The 17,340-nt window shown below is 40.4% G+C and carries 6 protein-coding genes; 5 read left to right on the top strand and 1 reads right to left on the bottom strand.

Translation table 11 applies throughout. From position 1 onward, the window contains the following. Positions 1-320 precede the first annotated feature (320 nt). Positions 321-1,238 carry a helix-turn-helix transcriptional regulator gene (locus AAA970_RS17755; RefSeq protein WP_338238233.1) on the top strand — a complete coding sequence of 306 codons (918 nt, stop codon included), beginning with the start codon at positions 321-323 and terminating at the stop codon, positions 1,236-1,238. Here AAA970_RS17755 and AAA970_RS17750 read toward each other — a convergent pair. Further along, positions 1,229-2,881: a tetratricopeptide repeat protein gene (locus tag AAA970_RS17750; protein ID WP_338238232.1), complete on the bottom strand. Its 1,653-nt coding sequence runs from the start codon at positions 2,879-2,881 to the stop codon at positions 1,229-1,231. The two genes, AAA970_RS17755 and AAA970_RS17750, sit on opposite strands and share 10 nt — an antisense overlap. A gap of 387 nt (positions 2,882-3,268) precedes the next feature. Between AAA970_RS17750 and AAA970_RS17745 the strand changes: the two genes are divergently transcribed. The 4 genes from AAA970_RS17745 (at position 3,269) to AAA970_RS17730 (ending at position 17,319) form a co-directional block, all read left to right on the top strand. Beyond that, a complete protein-coding gene (locus tag AAA970_RS17745) occupies positions 3,269-3,427 on the top strand; it encodes a hypothetical protein (protein ID WP_338238231.1) in 159 nt (52 codons plus the stop codon). A gap of 1,741 nt (positions 3,428-5,168) precedes the next feature. Continuing rightward, positions 5,169-12,599, top strand: coding sequence for a S8 family peptidase (locus tag AAA970_RS17740; RefSeq protein ID WP_338238230.1), 7,431 nt, complete (start codon positions 5,169-5,171; stop codon positions 12,597-12,599). A gap of 63 nt (positions 12,600-12,662) precedes the next feature. Further along, positions 12,663-15,794 (top strand): SusC/RagA family TonB-linked outer membrane protein, encoded by a 3,132-nt coding sequence (locus tag AAA970_RS17735; RefSeq protein WP_338238229.1) that lies wholly within the window; start codon positions 12,663-12,665, stop codon positions 15,792-15,794. Positions 15,795-15,798: 4 nt separating this feature from the next. Next, the gene (locus tag AAA970_RS17730) at positions 15,799-17,319 is read left to right on the top strand and encodes a RagB/SusD family nutrient uptake outer membrane protein (protein WP_338238228.1); all 1,521 of its coding nucleotides are present in this window, start codon (positions 15,799-15,801) and stop codon (positions 17,317-17,319) included. Positions 17,320-17,340: the final 21 nt, after the last annotated feature.

Genomic DNA, 17,340 nt, shown 5'->3' with positions numbered 1-17,340 from the left:
GGCTGTGTTTAGCGTTTATTAGAGGGTGTTTAAAAGCGAAAATTTGAAGTAATACAGAAGCAATACCTGATTGGTTTGAGAGAATAGCAGCGCATGTTTTGGAATTATCCAAAATCGCTTCCAATAATTTGAATTTGTAGTCAGATGGCGCGGGTTTAAACACGCTTTAAGGAATAAAAATAACCAAATAGGGAATGCCCCGGCAAAATGGTGTCGGGGTATTTTTTGGCTTAAGTGTGTCCAGGGATTTGATGAAATGTAATGACGTATACAGGAAAATGGAACCTTCAATACAATCCAAAAAGATAAATTTAAAATTAATGAGGTCTGTTCTGTTGGAAGAGCAGTTAGAAAAATTGAAGGAAGGTTTTGAATGGGGAGGAGTCACGAAGCAAGACCTTCAGTGGAATTTTGACTATTTAGTTTATCATAATTTTGAGGTTAATATTTTTTCTGCAGAGGCCAAATCCACATTTTCTATTGAGCGTTTAGGGGCATTGAATGAGGATTTTGTCGAGTTTAAATTTTATTTAAGCTATGGGGTTTTGGGTATATTAGCACCTGAGTTTTCGAAGGAGGCTCCCATGTATATTTGCTCAGGAAAGTCAATTAAGCTGCATTTGGAAAAAGGACAGGAGTTGAAGGAAATCAATGTTTTAGTAAAAAAGGAACTCCTTCATCAAATGGAAATGGATATTAACGGGACTATTAGTACTGCAGGGAACTTTTGCTTCTGTCAGGATTTGTCTCCAAATTTGGTGCTGCTTTTACAGCAGATTCAACAGAGTTGGAAATTAAAGAATGGGCGATATTTGATTAAAGCCAAAGTTTATGAATTATTGTATCTTCTTATTCCACAATTAAAGAAAGAGCTTGAAGCTACTAAAAGACAAAGTCCTTCAGAGGAGCAGTTAGTAAGGGAAATGCAACAATACATTCAGCGTAATTATTTCCGCCAATTGACTATACAGGATTTGTCCGGCTATTTTGGTAAAAGCCCCTCCAGTATACGAAAAATGTTTCGGGAGTTTTCCCAGTTGAATTTTGCAGCTTATTTAAGAAGTTACCGCCTGCAAATTGCGAAGAATTTATTACAGGAAACTTCTTTTTCTGTTTCTGATATTGTGCAAATGGTAGGGTATAAAAGTGTGGGGCAGTTTTCTATTTCTTTTAAAAAGGCTTATCATATTTCCCCTCGTAACTATAGAGAAAGCTGGCTGAAAACGGATCAGCTGTAAGCCTCTTCTACAGGGGTGTTTGCTTCAAATTTTTGTAAGAAGTTGTTAAGAGGAATATCGGTATTGTCAATATTTAATTTTTTTCTTAATCTGCTTCTGGCGACCTCAATGGCCCGAATGCTTTGGCCTGTGACCGAGGAGATTTCCTTAGAGTTCATATTCATTTTCAATAAGGCAGCTAGTTTTTTTTCATTGGGAGTAAAGGTTCCATACTTTTGCTCGAGTAGGAAAAAGAAATTTTGATTTAGTACATCAAATTTGATGTTAAAATTTTTCCATGCATCTTCATGATGCATATTTTGAAGGTCTGCTATAATATTACTTAATTCCTTTCGGTATTCATTTTTCAACGATAACTTGAGTTTTAATAATTTTTTTGTTGCTGAGATGGAGATCTCATTCAGTTGGATCAGGAACGTCATGTTTCTCCTGAGTTCATTATTGATATATTCCATTCGGGTTTTGATCCCCTGATTCTCAATCTTTAGAATCTTCAATTCTGCTGATTTATTCTTTTTCCAAAGATATATTAGCGCAAGTAGAAGAATGGAAAATAGTATGCTGACGATTGAAAGGTAGGTGTAATATTGAATTTGATTTTCTCTTTGACGAATAATACGTTCCTGTTCTCTGGCCAGTATCGTTTTTTCGTATTTACTCACTAAGTTCAGGATTTCTTTCCGCATTTTGTTCCCTCCATATAATTCCTGGTTTAAATTGTAGGCTTCCAGGTTTCGCAAAGCTTTCTTATAGTCTGATTTTTGAAGATAGAAATGGTATAAGAAAAAGTGTAAAGAAGAAAGTTGAGCCGGATTAGGGTTTATTTTGTTCAGGCTGTCAGCCATAGTGTAAAATTGTTCACTTTGCGCATACTCCTCTTTTATTAAATAGTAGCGCGCCATTCCGATATAGTCACTAAAAGCTAAATGTTGGTCACCTGTTTGTAATTTTAATGATAGGGATTGCTCAAAATAATTTTTGGCCTTTTCCAGATCGTTTTCATCCATGGCTATTTCTCCCAGGTTATGGAGTGCCATTGCTTTTTGTTTTGGTAATTCTGCTCCAGCTTGTAAAGCTTTTGATAAGTATATTTTTGCTAATTTTATACTGTCCAGTTTATGATATGCAGAGCCCATATTTATGTATGAGGAGATGAATAAGTTCATTTTTTTGACTTTCACCTTTTGTTCATAGATCTGCAGAGACTTTTTGGTGTATTGAATAGAGCTCCTATGGTCTTCTAATTTTTCAAATATAGCACCCAGATTATTGTATAATACCGCTACTTTTTCCCAATTTCCTAATTGCTCATAAGTAGGGATGGCCTGGAAGATTAAAGAGGTTCCGGAACTTAAAGCACCTTGATTAATTTGTTGGTGACTATAAAAAAGCAATAATTCTGCTCTTTCTTCAGGATTATTGTTGGAATTAATTAAATCAGCAATTAAGTCTAAATAGGGATTGGTAGGAGTCCAGCCATATTCTTCTATGGCTTCATTGAGCAAATGGATCACCTCTTTCCGTCCATTTTGTGTGGACTGTTGCTTAAATAGCTGTTTCAGACTATCGATAGGCAATTGGCTTGCTTTGCTGAAGAAAGGGAAGAGAATAAGAGAAATTAACAGGAATCTTGATTTGATCATAGGAATTATACTATGTTGCTCCAAGTAACAGCGAGTTTTTGTATTTGGTAAATGTTTTATTGGTTAAACATTTTATTGAAAAAAGATTAGATAGTTTAAGTAAGTTTATTGTGCTTAGATTGGTTTGAGTAAGTATTCTGAATAGCTGTTCAAATACTAAGGTGTAAAAGTAAATTTATGTGTTTAATAAGGCCTTTGGGTTTATTCCTTAGAATTTATTTTTTCTTCTTAAAATCTAGAACTTGAGGAGTTTAAGTGGTTTTGTGCAATGAAAGTTGAGCGTTAATTTATTTGCTGTAGTAGTGTTGTTTTGCGGTAGCTTTATTTGTTTGTGGATATTTAACTTAATATTGATTCTTCCTTTTTGAGATACTATGTTAATATATTATGAGAAGAAAATTTGAGAGAAAACCTTCAGAGGTAGATAAGGATGTTGAGATTCAGAAGAAAATAGAAGAGCGTGAAAATCTTATTAGCGCTTTAAAGAAAATATCCGCATTCTATGAAGCGGGAGATAATCAGGAATCAGAACGTAAAAAGAAGTAGACTTATTAGTATTTGGGGAGGCGGCTTTTTGTCCTAACCCTAAGTGGTTGGTTTCCTTTTTGAGGGGTATGGCTACCATTTGTTGCTATATCATATGTTTTGTATAACTGTTGGCTTTTTAATTTTATTTTCAGTGCATCTTCCAGGCTTTAGTTTTTTGAACTATAATTTATCAATAGACTCCTCAAGCCAAGCGTTTTTTTACCCTATTGGATTGGCAAGGGGCAGCTTTATTTTCGATCTTTTTGTAGGAGGTCTGAGTGAAATGCAGACCCTGCAAAGTGTGTCACTTTATTATGTTTATGGAGTGCCCGTATTTATCTTAGTCTGCTAATTTTTCCTGAATACTTTTTTTAGGAGCCCTTGGAGATTATGGGCTAATAAGACCCTGATGTGTAGGTTAGTGTTTTCGGGTTCGGCTCGTTATTGTTTTACTTTTTGTATTCTTTTCTTCTGTCAAGTTCGTGGATTTTTTTATTAAAGCGCAATGGAAAATCTCCTTCAAAATGAGAGATAAAATAGGGTTGTTTTGTGGTCCCTTTTAGGCGGATTGCCCTCTTCATCTTACAGCCTTAATCTGAATTATTCACCGTTTTATTTATTGGTTGGTCGTTAGTGTCTTAATTTTAGTTCGTTGAAATTCTTTTCGTTGATTTGTTAAAGCCCAAATTTGGGCAAGCTTGCTTTCTCCTCATTCATCTGCTTCGTTGGAAAACTCTTGAACAGGAAACTATTTCCTCATTTTTTCCACCTTGCTGTTAACCGTGGATTTAAGTATTATCCATCTGCCTTAATGGTATTCAAATTCTTTTTTTTAATCTTGGCTAGGGGGCAGGTCCTCTTTTAATGAGTTTTCATTAAAATTAACCCGAATTATTCACCGTTAAATTGATTAACTAAGCGCAAGGAGGTTGTTTTCAGTTAATTGTAATTTATTTTCTTTGAATTATAATAGCCCAAATTTGCGAAAGCTTGCTTTCTCCTCATTCATCTGTTTCGTTGGAAAAAACTTGAAATAAGAAACTATTCCTTCATTTTTTCCGCCTTACGGCTAAACGAGGATTTATGCATTAATAATCCGGGTTAAAGCTTCTCCGTTTTAGTTGTGAACTCATTTTTCCTATTAGCTTTGATTTTTCCGCCTTCTTCTTGATTTAGTTGTGCGTTTATTTTTTTTCACCCAAAGATTTGTGGTGTGGTAAAGCGTTGTTTAATGTTGGTGCATCCAAAGCAAATTTGGTTTTTTAAAACCAGAATTAATGATTTATTCTGCAACTATCTTCTTATGCGCTAAGCTTCATCTTGGATCATTTCTGCATAGTTAAAATTGGTATATTCGGAGACGATAGAAACAGTAGGCATTTTCAAAGGAAAGTATGATTCATTTTTCTGCTTCTTTTGGATTCCTTTTTTACCTATTATGATGGTTTTAGCTCTTGGGCTTAGAGGTGTTTAATGATTATGGAGTGGCCTGTTTAGCTTTTCTTGCTAGTCGGTATTGTTATTATTTCTTAGGATTCTTTTTTCTTTTTAAGTGTCAGGAAAAGAGGGGTTTGAGGTTGGTTGTGCCATCTTTGTGTAGTTCGGAAATGCAAGGGTGCAGGCTATTGTAAGGTCGTAATTTAAGAATAACGCAATATTGATTTCATATTTAGACAATCGAATTAATCAGCTTACTATTTTTTTGTAATGCGAGCTGTTTTTTTTGATGAATGTTTAATCCTTATTTAACCTATCACCTATGGTAAACACTACTAATAGGAGTTGTTATTTTATCCTGACATTTTTCTTATTGTCCTTTTTTGGTGCAATTAATAGCATTGCTCAGGTTAACTCCGATCATTTTATGAATGGCATGCGGTCCGGTGTGGTTCGTGTGAAATTCTACGAGGGCCAACAGCCCGAAAATTTTTCGAATGCTAGAACGACTGGTGATGAGATTAGCATAGGCATTCCAGCCTTTGACCAGATCAGTGTCGGCTTTGGTGCTACTCAGATTCGCAGAATTTTTGAACCAAAGGGAGGCAATGAAGCCAAACTTAAAAAACACGGACTTCATTTATGGTATGAAGTGATCGGTGATCCAAGCCAGGATATTTCAGAAATTTTGGAAACTTATCAGAATTTGGGAGCAGTTGAAATTGCTGAGCCTAATTATGAGAAGCATTATGAGCAAGGGAAAATGATCAATGTTGATATCAATGCTGCACGCATGATGAATGATGGTGATTTTCCAATGAATGACCCTTCTCTACCTGACCAGTGGCACTATCATAACGACGGTGAGTTTCATAAGGACGCTAAGGCAGGTGCGGATATCAATCTGTTTGATGCCTGGGCGCGTCATGGCGTATATGGTGACGCTCGTGTGATCGTTTCTGTTCATGATGAGGGGGTAGATATTAAGCATGAAGACTTGGTGGACAACCTTTGGGTGAATCCCGGAGAGTCTGCCGATGGCAGTAATGCTGGTAAAGATACTGATGGAAATGGTTATGTGGATGATATTCATGGTTTTAACTTTGGGGATGATACAAACGAAATCACTCCAGATCCTCACGGAACGCATGTAGCCGGAACGGTAGCTGCAACAAATAATAATGGAATCGGAGTATCCGGTGTTGCCGGGGGATCCGGTAATGGCGATGGGGCACGTGTGATGGTTTGTCAGATCTTGACGGCCGGCGCTACTGCTGAACGTATAGCAGAATCTTATATTTATGCTGCTGATAATGGAGCCGTGATCTCTCAAAACTCCTGGGGCTATACATCTCCTGATTTTGAGGAGAAGGTGATTCATGATGCGATTAAGTATTTTATTGCAGAGGCGGGGGATTATGAGGGTAGCCCGATGAAAGGTGGAGTAGTATTGTTTGCTCCGGGTAATTCCAATGTTAATTTGAAATTTTATCCAGGAGCATACGACGAAGTTATTGCCGTAGGGGCGATTGCTCCGGATTATACTAAAGCTTCCTATTCCAATTTTGGGGAATTTTTTGATGTATTTGCTCCTGGAGGGGATGGTTTTGGACCGACTGAGGTATTGAGTTTGGCGCCTTATAATGGCTATGGTTATATGGCAGGTACCTCTATGGCTTGTCCTCATGTATCCGGTATTGCTGCTTTGGTGGTGTCTCATCCTGAGTATTTTGGCAAGATTACAGCTGCTGAATTGGAAAATGTTTTATTAACCTCTGTACGGGATATTTATCAGTATAACTCTTCCGCCTACGAAGGGCAATTGGGAAGTGGGTATATTGATACTGAATTGGCTTTAAGAATCGATGATGGTCAGGGGCCAGAGAATATTACGGATTTTCAGGTGCTTGGAAGTTCCTTTGATAGGGTAGCCTATAACTGGACTGTTCCATCGGATGTGGTGGACATGACCCCGGAATACTACCTCTTCACTTGGGCAACCTCTTCGGATTTTGCAGATAAGATGGAAATTCAAATTAAAAACAGGGGCAGTAATGCGGGAAATACTTTTGGCTTTGAATTGACGAAACTCTCTCATCTGCCTTTTGGTACCAAGATCTATGCTAAACTACAAGCTTTTGACCGTTGGGGAAATAGCAATGCGGAAACAGCGGTTCAGGTGGCAGATATTTTAAAAACACCGGTATTAGCTGTTGAATTTGATCAGGTTGATGGAGATGGGAAGCATTTGATTGAGGCAGATTATAAAAACCAACACACACCTTGGATAAAAATTAAAAATGACACTGAGCCTGGTGAGGGAGGAATGCTGATTTGGAGTCTTTCCTCCAGTTTAGAAGATTTTGGCAGAGGAGCTATAGAGGCCTCTGAGGCACCGGAAGTCGCTTCAGCTTTTGATGCAGGCCCGGCTTTAGCCACCATCTCTTCTGCTGACGGGGGAGTAAATCCGCATTTGGCTACCAAAATGCTAGAGAGAGAGGACTTGTATGCGGTGAGAGCTTATGAGGCCAACTCTAATGTAGATGGGATGAATTTTGTGGGAGGAATTGATGGTTCTGATAATACTATACCAAACTTGCACGGCCTGTCAACTTCTTCCTCTGCTATTTTTACGATTATTGGGGATGGAAGTAGGTATGTAACCAATTCTCTTGCCCAGAGATTTACCGTTCCGGACATGGATGGTGAAGATTATATTGTTGATAAGATCGCATTTAGAACTCATAGTAGACCAGATTTTTACGGTAGTGAAACCGTAGAAATCCTAGTTGGGGCAAGTTTGGAATCTGCCAAGCGAGTAATGGCTTTTAAGGTGGATAAATTTGAAGGCAATGATGTTTTAGCAGAATTGAATCAATCGATTACCTTGACCAGATATGCTGATCTTCCGAATAAATTAGTTTTTCAGGAAGGAGAGATTTTTTGGGTAGTGGTGCATTATCCTGCTGGAAAATATAATATTACACCAATGTATATTGGAACCTGGGCAGGTTCGCATATGGATAAAACTTCAATGATGTCTTTTGATGGAGGGAACTCTTGGGAAGATCTCAATGAGTCGTTAATGACTCACATGCCTCAGTGGCATGGTTCTGTTTTTGACCTTGCTGTGCTGCCATATAAACAATCCACCCAAAAGATTATAAATCCTAGGGTTAGTAGTGGAATGTTAGCTGCTGGTGAAGAGCAAATGATACAGTTGGATCTGAAGTTGGATAGTGTTTTGAGTAGCTCCTCAGTAAACCATCAATTAGTTCATTCATTTTTAACCAATGAAAATGATGAAACATTTCATAATCTTGGGGTTAATTTCACTCTTGAGAATGTAGATCCTGTCTTCTCTTTCCGTGAATTACTGGATTTTGGACGAGTATTTAATGGCGGTAGTAAGCGAGAGAATTTGTACATTACCAATGTAGGATATACGGATGCCTCCATTAATTGGACAATTGAGGGAGAAGATGCTGAAGCATTTAAACTGGAAGGATTAACAAGTTTGAAGGCAAGGTATCAAGATCGTCTTAAAGTAAGCTTTTTCCCTACAGAGGCAAAGGAGTATTACGCAACAGCTATCGGACGGGTAGAAGGAAAAGATATACAGATTCGCGTGATTATCTCTGGAAGTGGTATTGCTCCAAGTAAGATGGTGCTTAAGCCTGCAAGTATTGTTTTAGATCCTCAGGATTTGAATAATGAAACCATTGTAGGTAATTCATTTATAATCAAAAATGAAGGAGAAGCTCCATTAGAATATATAATAGCGAACTATACCGATAAAGAAATTCCAGATTATCAAAGGAGTAATTTATTTGGTTACACTTATACCACAGATTTTCAGTATAGTTTTCATGAGGAGGAGAAAGCAGAAAACCCACCGGTTTTTAGGGATATTTCTGGGGATCCTTCTACCCAGGACGTAACAGATGAAATCCGTATTAGTACTAACTTGAATCACCGGATAGACATAGGCTTTGCATTTCCTTTCTTTGGAGACTATTATGGACATATCTATTTGAGTAAATATGGTATTCTCTCTTTTAGTGATCACATTTTTAATGCTACGCCAAGCTTTTTAGATATATATATGCCTGAGGGGTATATTTCCGGTATGTTCCATAATCTATCTTTTAATGATGGAGGTAAGCTTTTGTTTTTGAAAGAGCAAGGAAAGTTGACAGTACAGTATCATGAAGTTCGCTCGGCCTTATCTGGCATATATAATAAGCCTTTTAGTTTTCAGTATGTGATTTATAGTAATGGAGATATTGATATTGTATATGATGAAAGCTTCCCCGCAGCAGGAGATCAAGATGGATATCAGCTTCGCAGAGAAGTGTATGTCGCTATAGAAGAACCTAAGCAGAAGGATGGAATGTTGTTCAAAGCCTGGAATAGTTTTCCGGCCACGGGTTATGCGTATTTAGACACTGATGATAAAGAAGTGATGCAAAAAACGGCGTTGGGATATTACGTGCAGTTTCAAAATCCAGGAGTTTCGTTGGCTAAGAATTTCAATAAAACCAGCGGGACACTTATCAAAAATGAGGAGCATGTTATTACCTTTGATGTTGATCCTTCAGATTGGTTTGAAGGCGAGTTTGAGCAAAATATTGCCATTGTTTCTAATGATCCTAACAATACTTCTCAAGGGGTACATTTGTCAATGGATATTGTTTCAGGAGGTGTACCTAGCGTTGAGTCTGCTGTGAAAGAATTGCATTTTGATGCTGTTTTAAATCAAAATTTAAATTCGAAATATATCCCAATTTCAAATACAGGTACTTCAGCCTTTACTATTAATCGTATTGAGCTTTTAGGTGATGGATTTTCGATTGTCAATGAATCTCTGGTTGGCAGTAGGATTGTACCGAAAGAGACGGCATATATTGAAGTATCAGCTCACACCGATGAGGTAGCTACTTTTGAGGCTGTGGTGAATGTTGAACTTTCAGGTATTGAACCATTGCTTTTTGATCTAACCTCTGAAGTGATACATACCCCGGTATTTAGCTGGAATTGGGATGAAGAGGCTACTAATTTGGTGATGAATCGTGGTGAGGTAGCTAATGTGCCATTTACGGTAAAAAATGATGGTAATTCTGATTTGAAATTTTTCTTCAATACCGATAGTTGGCTTAATGTGTACCAATTAGGGGCTGAAGATGAGGTAGCAGAAGTGGACTACCATTTTGAAATTGGTAAAGAAGAGTGCTGGTGGGAGCAGTCTGATGGTTTTGAACTAATAGAGGTTTGCGGTAGAAGAGGGCCAGTTTTCGATTGGGTTGATCTTTCTACTCATCCAAATGCAGACTATATGCCAGACTTAAACTTCTGGACAGATAAGCCATTTAAAAATAAGCAATTACCTTTTGCCTTTGAATTTTACGGAAAACAATATAATGAAGTAAACATTGCTTCTTTTGGCTTTGTGACTTTCAATGAGGTAGAGAATAAACAGTGGAGTGAGCCGGGAATTATCCCATATATTCCACATGGTCAAAGCAGATGGAAGACTGTTATTGCGCCATTGTATCACCCTACTGCACCGAATTTCTATGAGTATCCGGATGATGCAGGGGTATATTATTTAGCAGAAGAGGACAAAGTGACCATTCAGTATCATCGATATAGCGATATGTTTGGCATGGGTTATTCGATGAACTTTCAGTTGATTCTTTATGCAACCGGAAAATTCAAGTTCCAGTACCAAATGCCGGAATCAGAATGGGAAGAGGAAAATACTCCATATTTCCTAGATACCTTTGGTTCTATCGGTATTCAGAGTGAAGATAAACAACAAGGATATCAGCTTTCATTTATGGAGGGATTCCTGACTGATGAAATGGCGATTGTATTTAAGCCTCAACAAAAATTTGTATTGCAACCAGGTCAGCAAGGAGATTATAAACTGATGGTGGATTCGCATGAAATTTCTGGCTGGGAAGTTGAAGGCGATGTACATGCAATCACCAATGTTCCTGAGACTGAAGAGTCCTTCAAATATCCTGTATCAGTACAACTAAATGGATTTGGTGAAGTGGCCATGGAGCATGAATATATCGATTTGGGTATCTTGTTTTATGAATCTTTTAATGAGAAACAAAAAGAAGGATTCACGCAAAGGGTTAGAATGACCAACACTGGTACTTTACCAATTGAAGTATTGGGTGCTGGTTTTGAAAAATCATCTCCGAGACAGGTGCTAGGAGAGCGTATTCATGATGGTGGTAGTATTTATAATTTTGTTCCGTTTGAGGGATATGATTTTGAAATACCTAAAGTAATTGAGCCAGGTGATTTTTTCGATTTTGTGGTCGAAATCAAACCTGAATACATTGCTGACCCTTCGAATCCTAGCCAGGGAATCTTGGCAAACGATGACTTTGTTGATTTAAATACCAATTTAAAGTTTAGCTGGAAAGACGGTGGCAACTCTCAAGACCCAACGGTACACATTATAAATATGCCATGGAAAGCGGCCTTAGGTAGTGCTCCGATTTATGGTGGTCATGATGAGATCATCCGCGATGAAATCATGAGAGGGGATCGTAAGACCTTCAACATTGCTTTGTCCAATGAAGAAGGTAAATCACCATTGGCTTATAAGGCAGCTGTGGAGTACTATCGTCAGTACGAGCCGTTTGCCAGATATTTCCAGCCGGAAATCATTGAAGCAGAGGCATTGCCATACGCACCTCTTTCTACCAGTATGAATGCTTTCAATGAAGCTGGAGACATGGAAGGAGACATCCCTGCTAAGGGAGATTATGAGCATTTCTTTGCTAATTTATTATCTAATGACGCACACAGTGTTTTAGGTTTTGGAGAAGGGGTTCCATTCTCGGTTGCGACCAAATACCAAGCGCCGGAAGCAGGTACTAAATTGTCCAGAGTCTGGACGATGTGTAGAATTGAGAAAACGGAGATAGTGGATATCAAAGTTTCTATTTACCGTGGTGGTTCAAGCCCGGATGATACGCATCTGATCCATGAGCAGATCGCTGTGAAGACCTGGGAAGGAGAAGAGGAAGATGCACACTGGTTTGCCATTGACCTGGAGGAGGAGTTGGAAATTCTTCCTTATGAGCATTTCTATATTCAAATCACTTACCCGCGTTCTATTGCCTTGCCTCAGGCTTACAATGGTGTTAATAAGCGGGAATATGGCAGAGATTATATCATCTCTCAGGGCTTCTGGGTAGACAATAACTTCGCCGGAATGGGTGGTGCTTCCTGGCAGATCAAAGCCGCTTCTAAAGAAGAAGGAACTGAAGCCTGGTTGACTTTCCCCAGAGGGAATGAAGGAGAGATTGGCATTGAAGAGAATGGAAGTATCAACTTCCGGGTAGATGCCTCCAAAGATGTCGATGATTATCTGTCAGCAGAAATTACTTTCAGAACCAATGATCCGGTATGGAAGCGTCCTTACCACACGGAGGTAATGATTGATGTGGTAGATCCATTGAATGCTGAGGAAGAAGTGAAGTTAGGATTGTATCCGAATCCGGCGGCGGATTTCGTGACGGTTTCTTTTACTTCTGAATTCTCCGGAGAAGGCACCATTGAAATCTACAGCACGACAGGACAAAAAATGCAAGTAGCGACTGAGCTGCTGCATGTAGGACTCAACCAAATTCAGTTGCCGGTGAGCGCACTGCCAGCTGGTCTTTATATTATCCGCGTTTCCACTGATCAAGCGGTTATTGGCCAGGCCAATATGATTAAGCAATAATTTTTTTGGAAGGAGGAGTCTCAACCGCTCCTCCTTCATTAAAACGTTGGAAGATTCAACCTTATGAAAAAAATATATTTAATAATGTTGTTTAGTCTGATCGGGCTAACGCAACTGATGGCGCAGGTCAAAGTCACCGGCCATGTAAAAGATAAGGAGACCGGAGAAGGGATTCTGGGTGCCAATGTAGTGGTTCGCGGAACAACAACCGGTACGGTCACGGACTTTAATGGAGATTTTTCTCTAGAGGTGCCGTCAGCAGAAACAGTATTGCTTTTTTCATTCATTGGCTACCAGGAACAATCGGTAACGGTGGGTAACCAGTCTCATCTGGAAGTGGCATTGGATGTGGATGCCACGGAATTGGAAGAAGTAATGGTGGTGGCCTACGGAGAGCAGAAGAAATCCTCTTTCACTGGCTCTGCAGCGACTATCAAGAAAGATCATATTGAAAAACTACAGGTATCAAACGTACAGAATGCGATTGAAGGAGCCGTTCCGGGTGTACAAGTTTCCGGCGTAAGCGGACAGCCAGGCTCCGGTACTACGATCCGTATTCGGGGTATTGGTTCCGTAAATGCTTCTTCGGCACCCTTGTATGTGGTGGATGGAGTACCTTTCGGTGGGGCGCTGAACAACCTGAACCCTTCGGATATTGAGTCGATGACCGTTTTGAAGGATGCCGCAGCAACGGCACTTTACGGTTCTCGTGCGGCCAATGGTGTAGTGATGATTACCACCAAAAAAGGTAAGCAGGGACAGGGAACGGTGGCTTTTAAAGCCAGAACGGGTATTGCTCAGCGTGCCATGAGAGGATATGATCGGGTAGATCAGAAAGAGTACTATGAGTTGCAGTGGGAAGGATATAAAAACAACCTGATCGCCGCTGATATTGAAGAGGAAGATGCACGCTTGATCGCTTCGGGTCAGCATCCACGTTATTCTCATCCAATGTATGATAATAAATATCAAAATGTGGTGCAACGCCTGGGAGGCTTCAATTCCTTCAGTGTATCGGACAGTTTGTTAATCGATCCGCTGACGGGGAGAATGAATCCTGCGGCTACTTCGCTTTATGGCAACAATTGGGAGGATGAATTATTCGCAGCGGCTTTGCGTCAGGAATATTCAGTATCCTTAAGTGGTGCTGCTGAAACCGCTGATTACTTTGTTTCTTTAGGTTATTTGAGCGAAGATGGTGTAGCGAAGAATACGGGTTTTGATCGTTTTTCTGCTCGTGTAAATGTAAATGCCGATATCAAAAAATGGCTGAATGCAGGAGCTAATATTTCCTATACCTATACCGAGTCACAGGGTACTAATTCCGGCAATACCACCGCTGCCAATCCTTTCTTTTTTGCGAATACGATTGCCCCGATTTATCCGGTGTATCAGCGTGAAGAAGACGGTAATTATAAATTGGACGATGCGGGGCAGAAAGTTTATGAATATGCGCCTTCACGTCCGTATTTAGGGAATGCCAATGCCTTAGGGACGAATAATCTGGATGTCAACCGTTATTCCAACAATGCGGTCTCTGGTCGTACCTATTTGAACCTGAAAATTGACGACCACCTGAGTGCAAGAACCAATGTGACTTTGGATTATGTGAACAGAAATTCCTTATCGCACCAAAATAGTCTTTATGGAGACGCAGACAATGTAGACGGTCGTTCCACCAGAACTACCAATGAATATATGACCCTGACGATGAACCAGCTGATCTCCTACCAGAATAGCTTCGGTTTGAATAATGTCAATGCTCTGGTAGGACATGAGAGCTACTTTTATCAGCAAAAGGGGCTGACCGGTACCGCTCAGGGCTTTCCGGTAAACGGTTTACCCGAGCTGGGAGTGGGATCTATGCCGACTAATGCCAGTTCCTGGTTGGATGAGCATGCCATTGAGTCTTATTTCTCTCGCCTGGAGTATAACTATAATGAAAAGTATTATGCTTCTTTCAGCTACCGACTGGATGGAACTTCCCGTATGGCACCGGAGTCTCGCTGGGGTAACTTCTGGGCGCTTGGCGGTTCCTGGGCCATGCATAGAGAGAATTTTCTAAAGGGCATCGGCTGGTTGAATAGCCTGAAACTAAGAGGATCTTTTGGTGAGCAGGGTAATGAGAACCTGGGATCGAATTACTATATCTATCAGGACAACTACAGCCTGACTTATCCTAATAATTCTGAATACGGCGGCCGTATGACTTATTTGGCCAACCGTAATCTGACCTGGGAGAAGCGTCAGGCCACCAACCTGGGCTTGGACTTCAGTGTATTGCAAAATAAGATTTCCGGTAGCGTAGAATTTTTCAATAATGCTTCTAAAGATTTGATTTTCACCCTTCCAATAGCTCCTTCCAATGGTTGGGGCGGGCAGTCTGCCAATATTGGCGCCATGAAGAATTACGGGCTGGAATTTAATATCACCGCAGATGTATTGAGACGCAAAGGCTTTAGCTGGGAGGTGGATTTCTCTGCTACTCATATGAAAAACGAAATCACAGATCTTCCTCAGGAAGAAGTAGCCTTGTCCAGTTCTAAACGCCTGACGGTGGGAAGCTCTTTCTATGATTTTTATCTGTTCGAATATGCAGGGGTAGATCCTAATAATGGCGATGCCTTGTATTATAAAGATTTGGGAGAAGGTCGTGGCCGCGGAGTGACCAATGATCCTAACGATGCTGACCGCTATTATGCCGGCACTGCCCTGGCTGATCTGACCGGATTTATCAACCAGCGCCTGAACTGGAAAAATTTTGATTTCTCCCTGATGGTGAATTATCAGCTTGGTGGACAGGTGTATAATTCCGGATATCAGCAGCTGATGAATCCAAGCTTTGGAGTGGCCATGCACAATGATATGCATAATGCCTGGAAGGAGCCCGGACAGATTACGGACGTACCCCGAATTGAGATTGATAACGGAAATCTTGTAACCTCCTCTAGCCGATTCCTTTCGGATGCCAGCTACGCCACCATTCGCAATATCACCTTTGGCTATACCTTGCCATCAACCATTGCCAAGAACCTTTACCTGGATTATTTAAGAGTAAGCTTTGCGGTGGATAATTTATACACTTTCTCCTCTATGCAGGGATACTTCCCGGGGACGGCTTCTTCTGATGGCTATTTGAGCAACGGCTACTATCCTATTCGCACGATGTCTTTAGGTTTGGATGTTAAATTTTAAGGAAATGAAAAGAATAAGTATAAAATTATATATCGCAGCCCTGATGATGTTCTCTATGGGTTGTTCTAAAGATTATCTGGACCGTACGCCATCAGACACCGTTCAGGAAGAGGAGTTACTTTCCACAGTGGAAGGTCAGGAAATTGCGCTGAATGGCTTGTTTCGCTATATGTATCTGGCCGGAGGTCATGATTCTTTTGGGGAGATGGCGATCAATTTGGCACTGGATCTTCGCTGTGATGATATGGCACTGCATGCTTTGGGGCATAATTGGTTTGCCAATGATTATGGGATAGAGTTTTCTCGTGCTGAAACCCACAGCCGCCCGGCCAATATTTGGGGTTATTACTACCAGTTAATTTTCCAGGCGAATCAAATCATCAACACCATTGATGGCGTAGAGGCTGATGAGCATGAGAAGAACTATGTGAAAGGGCAGGCCCTGGCCATTCGCGCTTATGCACATCACCGTTTGGTGCAAGTATTTCAACAGACTTATGTTGGCAATGAAAGCGCAGCGGGGATTCCTATTAAATTGACTGCTGAAATCCAAAATTTGCCTCGTTCTCCTCTTTCTGAAGTTTATACCCAAATTGAGGAAGATTATCTGGAGGCTCTTGACCTTTTGGAAGAGAAATATGAAAACGAAGGCGAAGATGATGAAGAAGTGATTTCGGTCAGAAGAAAGCACCCTTCTCACCTGGGCTATGAAGCGGTGGCCGGTTTGTTGTCCCGCATGTATATGGTGAAGAATGAATGGGATGCCGCTTTTGAATATGCTGATCTGGCGATTGAAAAGGCGACCGAAAAAGGCTATTATTTAACGCCGGGAGGTTCCTACTCCAGTGGTTTTAACGATTCCTATAGCGCCGGTTGGTTGTGGGGATTGACCATTAATAGCGCTCAAAGTACGGTTTATGCTTCTTTCTTTTCGCATATTGATCCCTTCGCTGGTGGTTATGCCACATTGGGCTCCATGAAGAAAATCTCCAATGAGCTTTATGGAAAAATGTCTGGCAATGATATCCGAAGAAATGTATATGCCGATCGGGATTATGAACTGGATGCAGCGGGGAACTATATCTGGCCCACTTTAGCGACCAGTAAGTTCAGATTAAAAAATTCTGCCTGGGAAGGTGATTATATCATGTTGAGAATGGCGGAGCTTTATTTGAACCGCGCCGAGGCTGCCGTTCATATCGGGGATGAAAGCACCGCGCGTAATGACGTCAATTTTCTTTTGAGAAACCGCGTGGTGAACTATCAGGACCGTACGCTTTCCGGAGACCAGTTGATGGAAGAAATCCTGACCCAGAGAAGAATAGAGCTTTGGGGAGAAGGCCATCGCTATTTTGATATGATGCGTAACAAGGAAGATCTTTCACGTGACAAAACACATGATCCGGGAATGGCCCGTATCATGGAATTGCCAGCAGGGGACCCACAGTGGATCATGCAACTTCCACAGTCCGAACTGGATGCTAACCCTGCTATTAGCGGAGCAGATCAGAATCCTTTGAAATAAAATGAAGCAAAGACAAAGTCT

Source organism: Persicobacter diffluens (assembly GCF_036244895.1).
Lineage (GTDB): Bacteria > Bacteroidota > Bacteroidia > Cytophagales > Cyclobacteriaceae > Persicobacter > Persicobacter diffluens.
This window is presented reverse-complemented; position numbering and strand designations above follow the sequence as displayed.